Origin of the sequence: Bradyrhizobium manausense (genome assembly GCF_018129685.1) — a bacterium.
Classification (GTDB): Bacteria; Pseudomonadota; Alphaproteobacteria; order Rhizobiales; family Xanthobacteraceae; genus Bradyrhizobium; species Bradyrhizobium manausense_D.
In genome coordinates this window covers 13,354-31,594 of sequence record NZ_JAFCLG010000028.1, presented here as the reverse complement: position 1 = coordinate 31,594, position 18,241 = coordinate 13,354, and the positions used below count along the sequence as shown (strand labels likewise).

14 protein-coding genes are annotated in these 18,241 nt (G+C 63.9%); 6 read left to right on the top strand and 8 right to left on the bottom strand.

Going from position 1 to position 18,241, the window contains the following annotated elements:
• Positions 1–4 precede the first annotated feature (4 nt).
• Both urtB and urtA read right to left on the bottom strand, forming a co-directional pair.
• A complete protein-coding gene (gene urtB, locus JQ621_RS32735; protein ID WP_212241138.1) occupies positions 5–931 on the bottom strand; it encodes an urea ABC transporter permease subunit UrtB in 927 nt (308 codons plus the stop codon).
• Between the two features lie 134 nt (positions 932–1,065).
• The gene (gene urtA / locus JQ621_RS32730; RefSeq protein WP_212241137.1) at positions 1,066–2,325 is read right to left on the bottom strand and encodes an urea ABC transporter substrate-binding protein; all 1,260 of its coding nucleotides are present in this window, start codon (positions 2,323–2,325) and stop codon (positions 1,066–1,068) included.
• 177 nt (positions 2,326–2,502) lie between these two features.
• Between urtA and JQ621_RS32725 the strand changes: the two genes are divergently transcribed.
• Together JQ621_RS32725 and JQ621_RS32720 are read left to right on the top strand one after the other, a co-directional pair.
• Positions 2,503–5,874 carry a hybrid sensor histidine kinase/response regulator gene (locus JQ621_RS32725; RefSeq protein ID WP_212241136.1) on the top strand — a complete coding sequence of 1,124 codons (3,372 nt, stop codon included), beginning with the start codon at positions 2,503–2,505 and terminating at the stop codon, positions 5,872–5,874.
• The gene (locus JQ621_RS32720) at positions 5,858–6,784 is read left to right on the top strand and encodes a response regulator (protein ID WP_212241135.1); all 927 of its coding nucleotides are present in this window, start codon (positions 5,858–5,860) and stop codon (positions 6,782–6,784) included. Before JQ621_RS32725 ends, JQ621_RS32720 begins: the two co-directional genes overlap by 17 nt.
• Positions 6,785–6,988: 204 nt before the next feature.
• Here JQ621_RS32720 and JQ621_RS32715 read toward each other — a convergent pair whose 3' ends face one another.
• Both JQ621_RS32715 and JQ621_RS32710 read right to left on the bottom strand, forming a co-directional pair.
• A complete protein-coding gene (locus tag JQ621_RS32715; protein WP_212241134.1) occupies positions 6,989–8,491 on the bottom strand; it encodes a flavin-containing monooxygenase in 1,503 nt (500 codons plus the stop codon).
• Between the two features lie 115 nt (positions 8,492–8,606).
• Positions 8,607–9,365: a S1 family peptidase gene (locus JQ621_RS32710; protein WP_212241133.1), complete on the bottom strand. Its 759-nt coding sequence runs from the start codon at positions 9,363–9,365 to the stop codon at positions 8,607–8,609.
• Between the two features lie 87 nt (positions 9,366–9,452).
• Between JQ621_RS32710 and JQ621_RS32705 the strand changes: the two genes are divergently transcribed.
• A complete protein-coding gene (locus JQ621_RS32705; protein ID WP_212241132.1) occupies positions 9,453–10,088 on the top strand; it encodes an HAD-IA family hydrolase in 636 nt (211 codons plus the stop codon).
• Between the two features lie 91 nt (positions 10,089–10,179).
• Here the strand turns inward: JQ621_RS32705 and mtnA are convergent, their stop codons facing one another.
• The 3 genes from mtnA to JQ621_RS32690 all read right to left on the bottom strand — a co-directional run bounded on the left by mtnA (position 10,180) and on the right by JQ621_RS32690 (position 12,741).
• The gene (gene mtnA / locus JQ621_RS32700) at positions 10,180–11,289 is read right to left on the bottom strand and encodes an S-methyl-5-thioribose-1-phosphate isomerase (protein WP_212241130.1); all 1,110 of its coding nucleotides are present in this window, start codon (positions 11,287–11,289) and stop codon (positions 10,180–10,182) included.
• A 30-nt stretch (positions 11,290–11,319) separates the two neighbouring features.
• Positions 11,320–12,195: an S-methyl-5'-thioadenosine phosphorylase gene (locus tag JQ621_RS32695; protein ID WP_212241128.1), complete on the bottom strand. Its 876-nt coding sequence runs from the start codon at positions 12,193–12,195 to the stop codon at positions 11,320–11,322.
• Between the two features lie 273 nt (positions 12,196–12,468).
• Positions 12,469–12,741, bottom strand: coding sequence for a phosphopantetheine-binding protein (locus JQ621_RS32690; RefSeq protein WP_212241126.1), 273 nt, complete (start codon positions 12,739–12,741; stop codon positions 12,469–12,471).
• Positions 12,742–13,099: 358 nt separating this feature from the next.
• On the opposite strand from JQ621_RS32690, the gene JQ621_RS32685 reads away from it, so the two are divergent.
• Genes JQ621_RS32685 through JQ621_RS32675 form a run of 3 tightly spaced genes read left to right on the top strand, consistent with a single transcriptional unit; the run spans position 13,100 to position 16,249 of the window.
• Positions 13,100–14,317, top strand: a complete 1,218-nt coding sequence (locus JQ621_RS32685; protein ID WP_212241124.1) for an acyl-CoA dehydrogenase family protein — start codon at positions 13,100–13,102, stop codon at positions 14,315–14,317.
• Between the two features lie 39 nt (positions 14,318–14,356).
• Positions 14,357–15,337 (top strand): amino acid--[acyl-carrier-protein] ligase, encoded by a 981-nt coding sequence (locus JQ621_RS32680; RefSeq protein WP_212241122.1) that lies wholly within the window; start codon positions 14,357–14,359, stop codon positions 15,335–15,337.
• Positions 15,338–15,373: 36 nt separating this feature from the next.
• The gene (locus JQ621_RS32675) at positions 15,374–16,249 is read left to right on the top strand and encodes an acyl-CoA acyltransferase (protein ID WP_212241120.1); all 876 of its coding nucleotides are present in this window, start codon (positions 15,374–15,376) and stop codon (positions 16,247–16,249) included.
• A gap of 141 nt (positions 16,250–16,390) precedes the next feature.
• On the opposite strand, the gene JQ621_RS32670 is transcribed toward JQ621_RS32675, so the two are convergent.
• Positions 16,391–18,085, bottom strand: a complete 1,695-nt coding sequence (locus JQ621_RS32670; RefSeq protein ID WP_212241118.1) for a bifunctional diguanylate cyclase/phosphodiesterase — start codon at positions 18,083–18,085, stop codon at positions 16,391–16,393.
• Positions 18,086–18,241 lie beyond the last annotated feature (156 nt).

Below are 18,241 nucleotides of genomic sequence, written 5' to 3'. Positions count from 1 at the left end.
ATTCTCACTTGCGGACCTTGAGGGCGAACAGCCCTTGCGGCCGCAGCATCAGGATTCCGACAACGGCGAGCAGCGTCAGCACCTTGGCCATCGAGCCCGACATGAAGAACTCGAGGGTGGATTGCGTCTGCGAGATCGAGAAGGCCGAAGCGATGGTGCCGAGCAGGCTCGCGGCGCCGCCGAACACGACGACAAGGAAGGTGTCGACGATGTAGAGCTGGCCCGAGGTCGGCCCGGTCGAGCCGATCATGGTGAAGGCGCTGCCGGCGACGCCGGCGATGCCGCAGCCGAGGCCGAACGTGTAGCGGTCGACCTTCTCGGTGTTGATACCGACCGCACCGGCCATGATGCGGTTCTGCACGACGGCGCGCACCTGGCGGCCCCAGCGCGACATGTACATCACATAGGCAACGCCAATGGTGATCAGCACGGTCAGGCACATCACGAAGACGCCGTTGATCGGCACCTCGATGCTGCTGGTCACTTGCAACGAGCCGAGCATCCATTGCGGCAGCTCGACGCCGACCTCGCGCGCACCGAACACGGAGCGGTAGGCCTGCTGCAGCATCAGGCTGAGGCCCCAGGTCGCGAGCAGCGTGTCGAGCGGGCGCTTGTAGAGGTGCCGTATCAAAGCCCATTCCACCAGCATTCCCAGCGCACCCGAGGCGAGGAAGGCGAGGATCATGGCGAGGAAGAAGTAACCGCCGAACAGGCTCGGCATGTAGGTCTGGAACAGATTGGAGGTCATCCAGGTGACGTAGGCGCCGAGGATCATGAACTCGCCATGGGCCATGTTGATGACGCCCATCTGGCCGAAGATGATCGCAAGACCGAGCGCCATCAGCACGTAGACGGAGAACAGGATCAGTCCTGCAAAACCCTGCATGACGAAGATGGAGCCAAGATCACCAAGCGAATAGTCGCCGAACATCGATGTCCTCCGTCAGGAATGAGGGTCCCGCGTCGCGAGCAAATTCGCGACGCGGGAGTCTTGGGCATGGAGTTGCAATCCACGCCAGGGAGCTGCTTGAGCCTGGGGAGAAATCGCGGCGGTCGCCGCGCTTCTTACTGATAGCCCTTGGGGAACGGATCCGGCTCGACCAGATCGGCGGTCTCGTAGATCAGCTCGAACTGGCCATCGAGCTTGGCGCGGCCCACGCGGGTCTTCGACCAGAGGTGATGGTTCTCGTGGATCCGCACATAGCCTTCCGGCGCACCCTTGAACTCGACGCCGGGCGAGGCCGCGGCGATCTTGTCGACGTCGAAGGAGCCGGCCTTCTCGACCGTCAACTTCCACAGCCACGGGCCGAGATAGGCAGCCTGGGTGACGTCTCCGATCACGGTCTTTTCGCCCCACATCTTCTTGAACGCGGGCACGAAAGCCTTGTTGTTCGGATTGTCGAGCGACTGGAAGTACTTCATGCAGGCATAGGCGCCTGCGATGTTCTCGCCGCCGATGCCGTCGATTTCGTCCTCGGTCACCGAGATCGTCAGCAGCGGCTGCTTGGCGAGGTCGATGCCGGCAGCCTTGAGCTGCTTGTAGAAGGCGACGTTGGAGCCGCCGACGACGTCGGTGAAGATCACGTCGGGCTTGGTCAGCTTGATCTTGTTGATGACCGAGTTGAACTGGGTGTTGCCGAGCGGATAGTACTCCTCGCCGACGACCTTGCCCTTCAGCACGTTTTCGACGTGCTTGCGCGCGATCTTGTTCGACGTGCGCGGCCAGATGTAGTCGGAGCCGATGAAGAAGAAGCTCTTCGCGCCCTTCTCCTTGGCGATCCAGTTCAGGCCGGCGAGGATCTGCTGGGTCGCTTCCTGGCCGGTGTAGATCACGTTCTTGGACTGCTCGAGGCCTTCATAGAAGGTCGGGTAGTACAGCATGCCGTTGTACTGCTCGACCACGGGGAGCACCGCCTTGCGCGAGGCCGAGGTCCAGCAGCCCATGATCGCCGCAACCTTGTCGTTCACGAGCAGCTTTTTCGCCTTCTCGGCGAAAGTCGGCCAGTCGCTGGCGCCGTCTTCCTGGATGAACTTGATCTTGCGACCGAGCACGCCGCCGGCCGCGTTGATCTGCTCGATGGCCAGCTTCTCGGCTTCGATCGAGCCGGTTTCGGAGATCGCCATGGTGCCGGTTGCGGAGTGCAGGATGCCGACGGTCACCTCGGTGTCAGTCACCGCAAGACCGGTGGTGTTGACCGCCGAAGTCGCGGGGGCCTGCGCGAAGGACGTCCGCGGCAGCATCGTGATGGCCGGGACGGCCGCCATTCCCATCAATAGTTTGCGCCGAAGCGGCGACAACAAGCCCTTGTTGGTTTCGTCTGACATGAGCACCCCACTGTTTGTTCGAGGACACGCGATTGGTGCCGTGAGGATGGCTCGAATTTGTGCACCGCAAGCATACGCAAGATCGCGTATACTGCACCGCAAAATACCGACGTAGGCTTTTGGTACGGGATTTGCGAGGTCGCGAAGGGTTCGGACGGGTTCGGGAGTGGGGTTTAAGTGGCAGGGCGGCAGCGGATAGACCGCGTCAGGCGCCAGTACAATCAATGGGTCGCCAACCAGACGCTGGAAGACTACGCGCTGCGCTTCACCGCCAAAAGCGCGCGGCGCTGGTCCGCCGCCCGCGTCGCCAACACCGCCATCGGCGCAATTTCCTTCCTGGTGCTCGAGGCGATCGGCGGCACCATTACCCTCAATTACGGCGTCACCAACGCAGCGACCGCGATCCTCGTCGTCTCCGCCATCATCTTCTTTTGCGGCGTTCCGATTGCCTATTATGCCGCCAAATGCGGCATCGACATTGACCTGCTCACTCGCGGCGCCGGCTTCGGCTATATCGGCTCGACGGTTACATCGCTGATCTACGCCTCCTTCACGTTCATCTTTTTTGCAATCGAGGCCGTGATCCTGGCGACCGCGCTGGAGATGTGCTTAGGGATTCCGCGCCCGATCGGCTACCTCATCAGCGCGGTCGCGATCATTCCGCTGGTGACGTACGGCATCACGCTGATCAGCCGTTTCCAGCTCTGGACGCAGCCGCTCTGGGTCATCCTGCACATCCTGCCCTTTGCCGCGATCGCCTGGGCCAATCCGCACTCCTTCACGGAATGGCACAAATTCGCCGGCGAACACGGCGACCCCGGCGGCCATTTCGATCTGCTGCTGTTCGGTGTCGCCTCCTCCGTGGTGTTCTCGCTGATCGCGCAGATCGGCGAGCAAGTCGACTTCCTGCGATTTCTGCCGCGCGACCGTCGCACCTCCAGGGCATCATGGTGGATCGCGCTGATGAGCGCGGGCCCGGGCTGGATCGTGCTCGGCGCAATGAAGCTTCTTGCCGGATCGTTCCTCGCCTTCTTTGCGCTGAGCCACGGCGTTCCGCCCGAGGAAGCGGCCGAGCCCGCGCATATGTATCTCGTGGCGTTTCGCTACGTGCTGTCGGATCCGGACCTCGCGCTGGCGCTGACCGGCTTCTTCGTGGTGCTGTCGCAGCTCAAGATCAACGTCACCAACGCCTATGCGGGCTCGATCGCCTGGTCGAACTTCTTCTCGCGCCTCACGCACAGCCATCCCGGACGCGTGGTCTGGCTGGTCTTCAACGTGATGGTCGCGCTGCTCCTGATGGAGATCGGCGTCTACAAGGCGCTGGAGCAAACGCTCGCGCTCTACTCCAACGTCGCGATTGCCTGGGTCGGCGCGCTGGTGTCCGACCTCGTCATCAACAAGCCGCTCGGACTCCGTCCACCTCAAATGGAATTCAAGCGGGCGCATCTCTACGACATCAATCCGGTCGGCGTCGGCGCGATGACGCTTGCGATCATCGTCTCGATCGCCGCGTTCTACGGCCTGTTCGGCCCGACCATGAAGGCGCTGGCTGCCTTCGTCGCGCTGACGGTCGCCTTCGTCACCGCGCCGATCATCGCCTGGCTCACGGACGGAAGATATTACATCGCCCGCAAGCCGAAAAGGAGCTGGGCCAATATCGAGGCGATCCAGTGCTGCATCTGCGAGCACAGTTTCGAACCGGAGGACATGACGTCCTGCCCCGCCTATGCGGGTCCGATCTGTTCGCTGTGCTGCTCGCTGGATGCGCGCTGCCACGATCTCTGCAAGCCGCATGGGCGCGCGCAGGTGCAGTTCTCCGAAGCGCTCGGAAGGATCCTGCCGCAGCCGATCTATCAGCGCATCAACTCGCAGTTCGGGCACTATATCGGCGTGTTCGTGGTCTCCGCCGGCCTCGTCGCGCTGGTGCTCGGGCTGATCTATCTGCAGACATCGGCGAGCGTTCATGGCGAGATCTCGCTCGTCTCCAATGTGCTTTGGAAGGTGTTCTTCTCGCTCAGCATCATCATCGGCGTGGTCGCCTGGCTGTTCGTGCTGGCGCAGCAGAGCCGCCGCGCCGCGGAAGCCGAGACACGGCGGCAGACTGCGCTGCTGATCCAGGAGATCGACGCACACAAGCGCACCGACGCCGAGCTCCAGCGCGCCAAGGAGGTCGCCGAGTCAGCCAACCTCGCCAAGAGCCGCTATGTGGTCGGCCTGAGCCACGAGCTGCGCTCGCCGCTGAACGCGATCAGCGGCTACGCGCAGCTGCTGGAGCAGGATACGACGCTGAGCACCAAGCCGCGCGACCAGGTCCGCGTCGTCCGCCGCAGCGCCGATCACCTCTCCGGCCTGATCGACGGCATTCTGGATATTTCCAAGATCGAGGCTGGCAGGCTCTATCTCTCCCGCGACGAAGTCCGCTTGAGCGAATTCCTCGATCAGCTCGTCGGCATGTTCCGCCTGCAGGCCAGCGCCAAGGGTATCGATTTCGTGTTCAGGCGGCCGGCACATTTGCCGCTCGTGGTCTATGCCGACGAAAAGCGGCTGCGACAGGTGCTGATCAATCTGCTCTCCAACGCGATCAAGTTCACCCAGACCGGCAGCGTGCAGTTCGTCGTGCACTATCGCAGCCCGGTCGCCGAGTTCGAGGTGATCGACACCGGGCCCGGCATCCAGGGCGACGATCTCGAGCGTATTTTTGCCCCGTTCGAGCGCGGCGCGCTCGGTGTCTCGCAGCCACAGACGGGGACGGGACTGGGCCTCACCATCAGCCGGCTGCTCGCCGGCGTCATGGGCGGCGACATCAAGGTCTCCAGCACCGTCGGCCGCGGCAGCACGTTCAAGGTGAAGATGCTGCTGTCGGAGGTCACCAACCCGAGGCGCACTGCGCCGGTGGAAGCACCGATCTCCGGCTATCATGGTGCGCGCAAGACCATCCTCATCACCGACGACGATCCCGTGCACCGCGATCTCCTGCGCGAGGTGCTGACGCCGCTCGGGTTCATCCTGCTCAGCGCGGCCGACGGCCCCGGCTGCCTCGCACTGGCGCAGCATTGCCGGCCTGATCTGTTCCTGCTCGACATCTCGATGCCGGGCATGGACGGCTGGACCGTCGCGGAGCAGCTGCGCGCGGCCGGCCATCACCAGGCTCGCATCCTGATGGTGTCGGCAAGCGCGCTGGAAGCGCATGGCGCACCGCTCGCCCAGCCGTTCCACGACGGCTATTTGATGAAACCGATCGACATTCCGCGACTGCTCGAGACCATCAGGCAGTTGCTCAAGATCGAATGGCAATACGGCTCCGAGGAGACGGCCGTGCCGCTATGGCGGCCGGAGAGCGGCTCGCGGCCGCCGGTCAGGCACATCGAGGCCCTGATCGGGCTCGGTCAGATCGGTTACGTCAAGGCCATCCAGTTGAAGCTTGACGAGATCGGCAGCGATCATCCCGAGCACGCCGATTTCGTCGCCGAAATGCGATCGCTGGTCGAGCGCTTCGACCTCGACCAATACATGACAACATTGAAAACCCTGCATGCTTATGAGCATTGAGCCGAAAAAGCGCGACGTCGCGCTGGTTGTCGACGACTCGCCGGAGACGCTGAGGCTGCTGACCGACGCGCTCGACGGCGCCGGGATGACCGTGATGGTGGCGCTCGACGGCGCCAGCGCGATGCGCATCGTCGACCAGATCACCCCCGACATCGTGCTGCTCGATGCCGTGATGCCTGGTCTCGACGGCTTCGAGACGTGCCGGAGGCTCAAGCGCGACGCCGGCCTTGCCAATGTCCCCGTGATCTTCATGACGGGCCTCGCCGAGACCGAGCACATCGTGCGCGGACTGGATGCCGGCGGCGTCGACTACGTGACAAAGCCGATCGTGATCGAGGAGATGCTGGCGCGCATCCGCGTCCATCTCGGCAATGCCCGGCTGACCCAGAGCGCGCGGACCGCGCTCGACGTCTCCGGCCGCTTCCTGTTCGCGGTGAACCGTCAGGGCCACGTCCTCTGGGCGACGCCTCAGGCGCAAAAGCTGCTCGCCGATCACCACGGCGCTCAGGCCGACGATTTCGTGCTGCCGCCGCCACTGCTGCAATGGCTGGAACAGGCGAAAGGGAGAGGCAGCGCGAAGTCCCAGGCAGCCTCCCTGCCCGACAATCCGCAGCTCCGTTTCTATTACATGGGCGAGACCGCGCCGAACGAGTTTCTGCTGCGGCTATCGAAAGAAGCCGGCACTGAGCTGCCGCCCGAGTTCACCAGCGAGCTCGGCCTTACCACCCGCGAAGGCGAGGTGCTGGCCTGGCTCAGCAAGGGCAAGACCAACCGCGACATCGCGCAGATTTTGGGCCTCAGCCCGCGCACGGTCGACAAGCATCTGGAGCAGATCTACGCCAAGCTCGGCGTGGAGAACCGGACCGCGGCGGCAGCCATTGCAGCGAATGCGACGCGAAGGAACTCCTGACGCTTACACCGCCGTCGTCCTGGACAAGCGCAGCGAAGCGGAGCGCAGATCCAGGACCCATCACCACAGGACGTCGTTTGGCAAAGGCTCGCGGTTACCGGCGCGCGCCGCAACTTCTCCATGGGGTAATGGGTCCTGGCTTTCGCCAGGACGACACTGGAATGTGTGGCGCTCTCTGTCGCCCCTCACTCGTGCACAACAACCTCACCCATACACAAACGCCGCATCATCCAGATCCGTCTTCGGGATCTCGTCCTTCTCGGTCCAGTAATCCTGGCTGTGCTGCCATTCCGGCTTGTCGCCGCGCTTGGGCAGCAGGTTCATGTTGCGCATGATGTAGCCGGGGTTGAAGTTTTCCGGATCGATCCATGGCAGGATCGGCATATTGTGGTCTTCGGGGCGCAAGCGCACCTCGACCTTCTTCTTGCCTTTCGCCTTCATGTGGCCAAGCAGGCGGCAGACAAAGTCCGCGACGAGATCGACGCGCAGCGTCCAGCTGGCGCGGAAATAGCCGAACACCCAGACCATGTTCGGCACGCCGGTGAACATCATGCCGCGATAGGTGACGGTGTCGCCGAAGGCGAGCGGCTTGCCGTCGATCTCGAAGGCGATGTCGCCGAGCGCCGAGAGGTTGAAGCCGGTCGCGGTGACGACGACGTCAGCCTCGAGCAGTTTGCCTGACTTGAGCTGGATGCCGTTCTCGACGAAGCTTTCGATCTCGTCGGTGACGACAGAGGCCTTGCCGCTGGCAATGCCCTTGAACAGATCGGCATCCGGCACGAAGGCGATACGCTGGCGCCATGGCCGATAAGTCGGCGTGAAGTGTTTCTCGACGTCGTAATCAGGACCGAGCACGGCACTGATCTGTCCGATCAGCTCCTTCTTCACCTGTTCCGGCTTGGCGAGGCAGAGCTTCGTGAACGCGTCCTGCTCGAACAAGATCTTGCGGCGGACGATCTCGTGGATCCAGGCCTCGTCGACCTGGAGCCGGCGCAATTCCTCCGCGATCTCGATGGCGTTGCGGCCCAGGCGGAAATAGGTCGGCGATCGCTGCAGCATGGTGACATGCGCGCAGTCGTCCGCGATGTTCGGCACCAGCGTCGCCGCGGTCGCGCCCGAGCCGATCACCACGACCTTCTTGTCCTTGAGGTCAATGTCGTCAGGCCAGGTCTGCGGATGGACGATGCGGCCCTTGAAGCGGTCCATGCCCTTCCATTGCGGTGTATAGCCTTCGGAATGGCGATAGTAGCCCTGGCACATCCAGAGGAAGTTGGCGGTGAAGGTCTTGGCCTCACCGGTGTCCGTCGTCACCGCTTCGATGGTCCACAGATTCTGCTCGCTCGACCAGCTCGCCGAGACGATCTTGTGCTTGTAGCGGATGTGGCGGGCGATATCGTTGTCGTCGATCACCTCGTTCATGTAAGCGAGGATTTCATCGGCGGTCGCGATCGGCGGTCCGACCCAGGGCTTGAAGCTGTAGCCGAAGGTGTGCAGGTCGCTGTCCGAGCGGATGCCCGGATAGCGATGCGTGCTCCAGGTGCCGCCGAACGTCGCCTGCGTTTCCAGGATCACGTAACTCGTTCCCGGAAGCTGCTTTTCGATGTGATAGGCGCTTCCGATGCCGGAGATGCCGGCACCGACGATCAGCACATCGAAATGTTCCGTGGCCTGTTTGGTCGTGGCGTGACTGCGAACAGCGACATTCATTGTTGCTTCTGTGCCTTGTTCAGGCCGCCTTGATGGCGGCGCGTTTCCTCCGCAACGGACATGGTCGCCCATCGCGCTTGCCTTGCAAAATGACATAGATCAAGTCGCGATCAAGTCAAAGCGGCGCGCCCCAGCTCCGCGCGGTCTGCAAGATCCAGTCGCGATAGAGCGTCAGCGGCGTGACCCCGGTCAATCCGCCGCAGCCGGCAGCCCCGTTTGGCCCCGTCGACCAGCTGATGACGCCGACGAGCACGGCGCCACCAGGCTTGTCCTCGAACACGGGACCGCCGGAATCACCGGTGCAGGCGCCGATTCCGTCGCGAACACCGTTGGTTACGGGATCGACCAAACGGATCTGGAACGTGCCAGGCTGGCCGGTGGCAACGAGACCAGCAACGCGAGTTGCACCGCCGCTCTTGCCATCGCCGCGCACGGTGACGCCGATACCGGCGATCGTGAAGCGGCTGCCGACCTGAATGGGAATGTTGGGCGAGCCGACCGGCACCGTCGATTTTCCCTTGAGTGGAATTTCCAGTTGCAGCAACGCAACGTCGGCCGTGGCGCGATGCGCCAGCATGGCCTGCATGTTGAAGCTCGGATGAATCGCGATCGATCGCACGTTCAGCAGTTGCGGCTGACCGTCGACGCCGCGATCGACAATCTTGTAATCGGCGCCCGGCTGCACGCAGTGCGCGACCGTCAGTACCAGCTTCGGTGCGATCAGGCTGCCGGTGCAGAAATTGCCGCGCGAGCCGACGATGGTGACGACCGCGCGCGCAACGCCATCGGTCTGCGGCGTGCCGCCGCCGACAATGGCTCGGGCCGGCGAGACGAGCAGCAGCGCGGCTGCGACGAGAGTTGCAGGCTTCTTCATGGGAACACGCTTCTATCCTCGGCAGGACTGGCTCTTGCCGATAGCGCATGCTAGCCCTCTTGGAAAGGAATTGACGAGGACGGGACAGTGACGACCGAGGCTGTGATCTTTGATTTTGGCGGCGTGTTGACGAGTTCGCCGTTCGAGGCGTTCGCGCAATTCGAGCGGGAACGTGGACTGCCTGCCGACATCATCCGGCGCACCAACGCCGCCAATCATCTCGAAAATGCCTGGGCGAAGTTCGAGCGCGCCGAAGTCGATGTCGATACGTTCGACAAGCTGTTCGCGGCGGAGTCGCTCGCGCTCGGTGCCGAGGTACGCGGGCGCGAGGTGCTGCCGCTGCTGCAGGGCGATCTGCGCCCGGAGATGGTCGAGGCGCTGAAGCGCATCAAGGCGAAGTTCAAGACCGGCTGCATCACCAACAATCTGCCTGCCAACGCGATCGGCAGCATGACCGGACGCTCGCTCTACGTCGCCGAGGTGATGGTGCTGTTCGATCACGTCATCGAGTCCGCCAAAATCGGCCTGCGCAAGCCGGATCCGCGGATCTACCAGCTGATGGTCGAGACGCTGAATGTGGATCCGGGCAATTGTGTTTATCTTGATGACCTCGGCGTCAATTTGAAGCCCGCGCGCGAGATGGGCATGACCACGATCAAGGTTGCGAGTGGCGCCCAGGCGATTGCGGAGCTTGAGGCGGCGACGGGGATGAAGCTGGGTTAGTTCGCAAGTCCCGTAGGGTGGGCAAAGCGAAGCGTGCCCACCATAAGCATATGGTGGGCACGGTGCTTCGCGCCTTCCCACTCCACGAGACCTACTCCGCCGCAGCAGCAATCCGTTCGGGAAAAGCCGCAGCCAGCGAGGCGCGATCCGGCTTGAGCACGCCGCGCTCGGTGATCAGGCCAGTCACGAGCCGCGCCGGCGTCACGTCAAAAGCGTAATTCGCGACCGGCGAGCCTTCCGGCACGATCCGCACGGTCTCCAACCGACCATCAGCCGTGCGGCCCGTCATGTCGGTGACTTCCGCACCGCTGCGCTGCTCGATCGGGATATCCCTGATGCCGTCATTGACCGCGAAATCGATCGTGGGCGACGGCAGCGCGACGTAGAACGGCACGTTGTTGTCGTGGGCTGCGAGCGCCTTCAGATAGGTGCCGATCTTGTTGCAGACGTCGCCATTGGCGGCGACGCGGTCGGTGCCGACGATGGCGAGATCGACCATGCCGTGCTGCATCAGATGCCCGCCGGTATTATCCGGGATCACGGTGTGCGGCACGCCGTGATGACCGAGCTCCCAGGCGGTGAGCGAAGCGCCCTGATTGCGCGGACGGGTCTCGTCGACCCAGACATGGATCTTGATGCCGCGCTCATGCGCGAGATAGATCGGCGCGGTCGCCGTGCCCCAATCGACGGTGGCGAGCCAGCCCGCGTTGCAATGGGTCAACACGTTGACCGTCTCGCCTGGCGTTTTCTTGGCCACGATTGCCTCTATCAGCGCAAGACCGTTGGCGGCAATGCCGCGGTTGATCTCGACATCCTGCTCGACGATCTCGTCGGCGCGCGCGTATGCCGCCTCCGCCCTTTCGATCGGATCGATCGGCGTGAGCGTCGCGCGCATCTCGTCCAGCGCCCATTTCAGGTTGATCGCGGTCGGCCGCGCCACGACCAGCGTCTCGTAGGCGCGCTTCAAGCCGGCATCGGACGCGTCCTCGCGCATCGCGAGCGCCATGCCATAAGCCGCAGTCGCGCCAATCAGCGGCGCACCGCGCACCAGCATGTCGCGGATCGCGACCGCTGCAGCTTCGCATGAGGTCAGTTTCGCAACGACGAACTCGTGCGGCAGCCGGCGCTGGTCGATCGCGCCGACCGACCAGCCGTCGCGCTCGCGCCAGATGCTGCGGAAATGCTTGCCGTCGACCTTCATGGCGTCATGCCTTTTCGTTCCTCTTGCGCCTCAACCGCGCAGGATGCGCCCGGCCACCGCGTCGAGCTTCTTCAGAAGCTCGGGATCGCGCGCCTCCGGCGCCGTGATCAGTGCGGTGTCGAGCGCGCGATCCGAGCCGATCGGACACGGCTCATGCTCGCGCGGGAAATCCCGGGCGAGCCGCGCCACCAGTGACTTTGCCTTGTCGGCGTTCGATGTCAGCACGCGGATGATGTCCTGCACCGTGACGGCGTCATGATCGGGATGCCAGCAGTCGAAGTCCGTCACCATCGCGACAGTCGCGTAACAGATCTCGGCCTCACGGGCGAGTTTGGCTTCAGGCATATTGGTCATGCCGATCACGGAATAGCCAAGCGTCTTGTAGGTCATGCTCTCGGCATAGGTCGAGAATTGCGGTCCTTCCATGCAGACATAGGTGCCGCCGCGCGCGATCGCGATGCCCTCGGCCTCTGCAGCCGCGGCCAGATGGATCCGCAGGCGTGGCGAGACCGGGTGCGCCATCGACACATGCGCGACGCAACCCTTGCCGAAGAACGAGCTTTCGCGCTTGTGGGTGCGGTCAACGAACTGGTCGACGAGAACGAAAGTGCCGGGCGGCATCTCCTCCCTGAAGGAACCGCAGGCCGAGAGCGAGATCAGGTCGGTGACGCCGGCGCGCTTCAACGCGTCGATATTGGCGCGATAATTGATGTCGGAGGGCGACAGCCGATGCCCCTTGTCGTGTCGCGGCAGGAATACGATCGGCAGGCCCGCGATGGTGCCGCGCCGCACCGGCGCCGACGGCTCGCCCCAGGGGCTCTTGATCACCTCTTCGCGCGCGCCCTCGAGACCCGGCAGATCGTAGATGCCGGAGCCGCCGATGATGCCCAGTACCGCCTGTGTCATGCCTGCTCACCCCATGTCCGCAACCTGCGACATGGTTAAGCTATGCCAGCTTTACGGCGGTTTTGAAACCGGGTGGTGAGGGCGTGTCGGAGGACACGCTTGCCGCACATTCGGTGTCGTCCTTGGCGAAAGCCAGGACCCATACCGCGGAATCTATCGATGATGGGCGGTACCGGTCCCGCATGACGACCAATCTTCGACAAACTGCTCCCTGGGGTAATGGGTCCTGGCTTTCGCCAGGACGACCCAAGGGGAGGAGGTCGTGCGTCCGAACTAAGCCGCGGTCGCCGGCTGCAGCTGGGTCGCCACCATCCGCTCCAGCGTCGCGATGGACTGGAAATTCTCGGGCGTGATTTCGGTTTGCGGAATCGTGAAGTCGAATTCGGCTTCGACACCCAGCATCAGATTGACCATATCCATCGAGGTCAGGCCTGCATCCACGAGTCTGGTCTGCGGCGTGACGTCAGCAGTGAGGGAGTTCTGCTCGAGGATGCCCTTCACCAGCTTGATGATGCGAGCGCGCACATCGGTGTCGAAGCCCTGCATGGTTAAATTCCCATCTGTCTAAAAACGGTAGGACCGGTTGCCGGGTACGATGGGCACCGCGAGCCGATCCTGCAATGGGTGGCATCATTACTTCGCGTTTCTTAGTAAACGATGACTCAGATTGTCCGAAATCCCGACGTCTTCCAGAACCCTAATGGGATCGCGGAAATTCGCACCATGCAAACAACCGGACCTTAACTGTTCGCTTGGAATTGCGGTTCGTTTACCCTCTATTTCATCGACGAATTTGAATTAAATCCGTAGCCTCATCTCACAAGCCAAGATGGTCGGAGGATCGCTTGCACGACATCGCGAATGATGCCGGCGATCCTGAACGACGAAGCGGAGGCGGACGAGCATGAACGTGCGTGAAGCAGTCATCACGGTCGACGAAACGCAGCCGGGCCTCCTCGAGAGGGGCCCCTCCCTCATCGAGCGTGCGGCCCGCACCGCCGCCGTGGCCGCGGCCGATGCCGATAGCGTCGATCGCGACGCCCGCTTTCCCCACAAGGCTTTCGACACAGCGCGTGAGCAGAAGCTGCTCGGCGTCATGATCCCGGTCGAGTTCGGCGGCTTCGGCGCCTCGATCTACGACGTCACCGACATCTGCTACACGCTGGGACGCGCCTGCGCTTCGACCGCGATGATCTATGCGATGCACCAGACCAAGGTCGCCTGCATCGTCAGGCACGGCCATGGCATTCCCTGGATGGAAACCATGATGCGCCGGGTCGCCCGCGACCAGTGGCTGCTCGCGTCCTCCACCACCGAAGGCCAGAACGGCGGCAACATTCGCGCCAGCGCGGCCGCGGTCGACCACGCCGGTGATACCGTTTCGCTGGTGCGCGACGCCACCGTGATCTCCTACGGCGCCCAGGCTGACGGGCTCGTCACCATCGCTCGCCGCGCTACGGAGGCCGCCGCCTCTGATCAGGTGCTGCTGGCACTCGCCAGGGACGATTATTCGCTGAAGCAGACGCAGGGCTGGGAAACGCTCGGCATGCGCGGCACCTGCTCGACCGGCTTCGAGCTGAAGGTCGACTGCCCCGCCGATCGCGTCTTCCCGGAAGCTTACGACAAGATCCACGCCCAGACGATGACGCCGTTCGCACATCTGTGCTGGTCGTCGACCTGGGCCGGCATCGCCGCCGCCTCGGTCACGCGTGCGCAGGCTTTCGTGCGCAAGGCGGCCCGCAGCTCCGGAGGTCAGATGCCGCCGGCTGCCGCGCACTTTACCGCCGCAAAGATGTCACTGGCGAAACTGCGTGCCGTGATCGCTGCCAGTTTGGACGCGTTCGCCCGCGCCGAGCATGACGAGCGAGCGCTCGGTTCGCTCGACTTCCAGTCCTCGATCACGCTGCTGAAGGTTCAGGCCTCCGAGCTCGCGGTCGAAACCGTGATGCATGCGATGCGTACCGCCGGTCTTTCCGGCTATCGCAACGACGGCGAGTTCACGATGGGCCGTCATCTGCGCGACGTGCTGTCCTCGCCGATCATGATCAACAACGACCGCATCCTGGCCAATGCCGCAACCTCCACGCTGATGAGCGGCGTCCCGACGAGCCTTCGCGACTAGATCAACAAGAACAATTTTGAAATAGCAGGACATCGGACCATGAACATTGCCGTCCTCCCCGATTCGCCCGAGACCGCGCCTGAGATCGCGGATCCGCTCGATCATCTCGCCGACAAGCTGTTTCATCGCATGGGCGCCGACGGCGTCTATGCGCGCACCGCGCTCTATGAGGGCGTCGTGGAGAAGCTCGCCGCGCTGATCACCAGCCACCGCGAGGCCGGCACCGAGGCGATGCGCTTCCCACCGGTGATGAGCCGCGCCCAGCTGGAGAAGTCCGGCTATCTCAAGAGCTTTCCGAACCTGCTCGGTTGCGTCTGCGGGCTGCATGGTACCGAACGCGAGATCAACGCGGCGGTGAGCCGTTTCGATGCCGGCGGCGACTGGACCACGTCACTTTCGCCGGCCGATCTCGTGCTGTCACCGGCCGCCTGCTACCCGGTCTATCCGATCGCGGCGAGCCGCGGACCTCTGCCGAAGGGCGGCCTGCGCTTCGACGTCGCCGCCGACTGCTTCCGCCGCGAGCCGTCGAAGCACCTCGACAGGCTGCAATCGTTCCGCATGCGCGAATATGTCTGCATCGGCACGCCCGACGACGTCGCCGATTTTCGCGAGCGCTGGATGGTGCGGGCCCAGGCGATCGCCACCGATCTCGGCCTGACCTTCCGCGTCGACTATGCCAGCGATCCCTTCTTCGGCCGCGTCGGTCAGATGAAGGCGGTGAGCCAGAAGCAGCAGCAGCTGAAGTTCGAGCTCCTGATCCCGCTGCGTTCGGAACAGCAGCCGACGGCCTGCATGAGCTTCAACTATCACCGCGAACATTTCGGCACGACCTGGGGCATCCAGGACGCCAATGGCGAGCCCGCCCACACCGGCTGCGTCGCCTTCGGCATGGATCGGCTGGCGGTCGCGATGTTCCACACTCACGGCACCGATCTCTCCGCCTGGCCCGCCAAGGTGCGGGACATGCTGGGCCTCCAGCCGCACGTCGCGGCCGACGCTCACGGCGAAGGCTGGCGCTAAGACACGAGGCTGATCATTTCTACAGGCAAGACGAGCGTGATCCATACCAAGGTCCGATGTCACGAGATTACCGAGTCCGATGTTGAAGCCATCGCGGACTTGCTGACGCGCGGCTTCGTCGGCCGGTCGCGCAACTATTGGATCCAGGGCCTGCGCCGGCAGGCTTTCCGGCCGGTGCCGGAGGGCTATCCGCGCTTCGGCTACATGCTCGACAATGACGGCGAACCCGTCGGCGTGCTCTTGCTCATCTACACCACGCGCAAGGATGGCGAGGAAACCGCCATCCAGTGCAACCTCTCGAGCTGGTATGTCGAGCCCGCTTACCGCAATTACGCGCCACTGCTGACCAAGATCGCGCAGCGCCATAAGCACGTGACCTATCTCAACATCAGCCCGGCGATCTGGACCTGGCCGATCATCGAGACGCAGGGCTTTCGTGCCTATTGCCGTGGCCTGTTCTTCTCGGTCCCGGCGCTGTCGCGCGCGCCGCGCTGGAGCAGGATCGAGGTCATTTCCCAGCACACGAAAACGATCGATGGCCTGTCCGAGGCGGAGACCGAGCTGCTGACGCGGCACGCGCGCTACAATTGCCTCAGCCTGGTTTGTCGCACGCCGAAGGGCGTCTTTCCCTTCATCCTGCAACCGGTGCGCATCCGCCGGGGTTTCATCGCACCGCCGGCGATGCAGCTGATCTACTGCCGCAGCGCCGCCGAATATGTCGCCTGCGCCGGTCGCATCGGCCGCCTGTTGCTGCGCCTCGGCAAGATCTCGGTGATCGTTGATTCCAACGAGCCCATCCCCGGCCTCGTCGGTGTTTATACCGAGCGCCGCGGCCGCAAATATTTCAAGGGCCCGCATCGGCCGCATCTGGGCGATCTCACGGATACGGAGCTCGTGCTGTACGGGCCGTGAAGGCGCGGGCCCGGCGCGCTCCTTCGGCCCGATCTCCTCGCGGGGGTCGCGAAAACAACCCCATGCACAGTAGAACGCCGTTGATTTCAAAGGGAAAATCGCGGCGCTCGCGGCGCGCCCCCGATCTCCATTTGCGATGCCTCAGCTTGCCGCAGGCAGCACGTTGTCCGGCGCCGAGGCCCACGGGCGTTCGGCCGACGCGAGGCCGATCAGGCGGCCCTGGATGTAGTCGCAACCCCAGTCGCGCAGCATGCTGGCGGCGTCCTCGTCCTGCACCCATTCGGCGACGGTCTTGATGTCGAGGCGGCGGGCGAGATCGATCAGGGTCTGCACGAAGGCGCGGTCGTCGGCGGAATGGGTGATGTTCTGCACGAAGGCGCCGTCGATCTTGACGATGTCGACACCGAGCTTGCGCAGGTTGCGGAACGAGGTGTAGCCGGCGCCGAAATCGTCGATGGCGATGCGGCTGCCGAAATTCTTCAAGCGTGTGACAAAGCCGCGAACGTCGTCGATGTCCTGGATCGCGACGGTTTCCGTGATCTCCACGATCAGTCGCTCGGCAACGCCCGGATGGGCGCGCATCAGCGACTCGATTCCCGCCCACCAATCGGGATCCATCGTCGTATCCGGCGAGATGTTGAGGCTGAGGCGGATGTCGGGCGCAGAGGCGAGTTCGGCGACCACGAGCTCGAGCACGCGATGATCGACCAGACGGATGAGGCCGAGCCGCTCGGCGACCGGCACGATGTCGGGCGCGAGCAACACCTGGCCATCGCCCTGATCCATCCGCACCAGGCACTCGTGGAACGCGCCCTCGCGCGTGGCAACCGACACCACCGGCTCGTAGGCGAGCCTGATGCGGCGCTCGTTCAACGCGGTGACGATCTCGTCGGTGACGCGGATATTGACGCGGCGCTGCGCGTCGCGGGTCGCATCCGGACGCCATGCGGCGAACGCGCCGGCGCGCCGGCGCTTGGCGGCATCCAGCGTCTCGTGGGCACGGTTGATCGCCTCGTCGGCATTGCGGGCATAGCGCGGCAGGCTGACTGCACCGATCGAGACGGTGACCGAGACCGGGCCGGATCTGGTCGGCACCACCTCGTCACGGACGCCGGCGAGGAAGCGCTCCGCGGCAACGTTCATGTCGTCGACGGTGCAGTTCTTCAGGATGAGACCGAACTTGTTGCCGGAGAAGCGGCCGAGCACGTCACCGCCGCGCAGGCGAGCGCGAATCCGCTTGGCGACGTCGAGGATCACGGCGTCGGCAACGTCGAAGCCGAAGGCGTCGTTGACGCGGGCGAGATGATCGATGCCGACCAGCATGAACGCTGCGGTCGAGCGGAAGCGGGTGGTCTCCTCGATCGCTTCGGCCAGCGCCGCGACCAGATGTGAGCGGTTGAGCTCGCCGGTGAGCGGATCGAGCCGGGCAAGCTTGGTCAGCTCCTCGTCGCGCGCGTGCCGCTCATTGTTGATGCGGACGGAGCCGATCGCGCGCATCGGGCGGCCGTCGGCGCCGGCGAACCAGCGGCCGGTCTCCTCGATCCAGACCACGGGGTCGGACGCACTCAGGCGCACGCCATATTCGACCCGGTAGGGCGTGCCGTCGGCACCGTGCACGGCGGAGGTCTGGGCCAGCGCGGCGGTCCGCAAGCCTTGCGCCGGCTCGATCAGCTTGGCGAACTCGGCACCGGTCGCAAGCCGCTCGGCGGGAATGCCGGGAAAGATGGCGCTGGCCTGCTCGCCCCAGACAATGGCGTCGCTGGCGATATCCCAAACGAAGACGGCCTGGCCGAGGGCGGCCAGGATCTCGGAGGCTTGCGGCAATGCTGGGGTCAAAAGCGCCTCGTTTCGGGACAGCGGGGAGTCCTGAGCCGGCACAGAATACGGCCAGATTCGCCTCCGACCCTAGGCAAAGTTCATAAACAATTTGGAAACCACGTTCCCGAGCCCCCTGGAACGGAATAGGCTCGGCCGGCATAGGCCTTGCGAGAC

What these genes read in the sequence shown, in the direction of transcription:
- urtB (WP_212241138.1), bottom strand. Translation starts at nt 931, where the DNA reads ATGTTCGGCGACTATTCGCTTGGTGATCTTGGCTCCATCTTCGTCATG.
- urtA (WP_212241137.1), bottom strand. Translation starts at nt 2,325, where the DNA reads ATGTCAGACGAAACCAACAAGGGCTTGTTGTCGCCGCTTCGGCGCAAA.
- JQ621_RS32720 (WP_212241135.1), top strand. Translation starts at nt 5,858, where the DNA reads ATGCTTATGAGCATTGAGCCGAAAAAGCGCGACGTCGCGCTGGTTGTC.
- JQ621_RS32715 (WP_212241134.1), bottom strand. Translation starts at nt 8,491, where the DNA reads ATGAATGTCGCTGTTCGCAGTCACGCCACGACCAAACAGGCCACGGAA.
- JQ621_RS32710 (WP_212241133.1), bottom strand. Translation starts at nt 9,365, where the DNA reads ATGAAGAAGCCTGCAACTCTCGTCGCAGCCGCGCTGCTGCTCGTCTCG.
- mtnA (WP_212241130.1), bottom strand. Translation starts at nt 11,289, where the DNA reads ATGAAGGTCGACGGCAAGCATTTCCGCAGCATCTGGCGCGAGCGCGAC.
- JQ621_RS32695 (WP_212241128.1), bottom strand. Translation starts at nt 12,195, where the DNA reads ATGACACAGGCGGTACTGGGCATCATCGGCGGCTCCGGCATCTACGAT.
- JQ621_RS32690 (WP_212241126.1), bottom strand. Translation starts at nt 12,741, where the DNA reads ATGCAGGGCTTCGACACCGATGTGCGCGCTCGCATCATCAAGCTGGTG.
- JQ621_RS32685 (WP_212241124.1), top strand. Translation starts at nt 13,100, where the DNA reads ATGAACGTGCGTGAAGCAGTCATCACGGTCGACGAAACGCAGCCGGGC.
- JQ621_RS32680 (WP_212241122.1), top strand. Translation starts at nt 14,357, where the DNA reads ATGAACATTGCCGTCCTCCCCGATTCGCCCGAGACCGCGCCTGAGATC.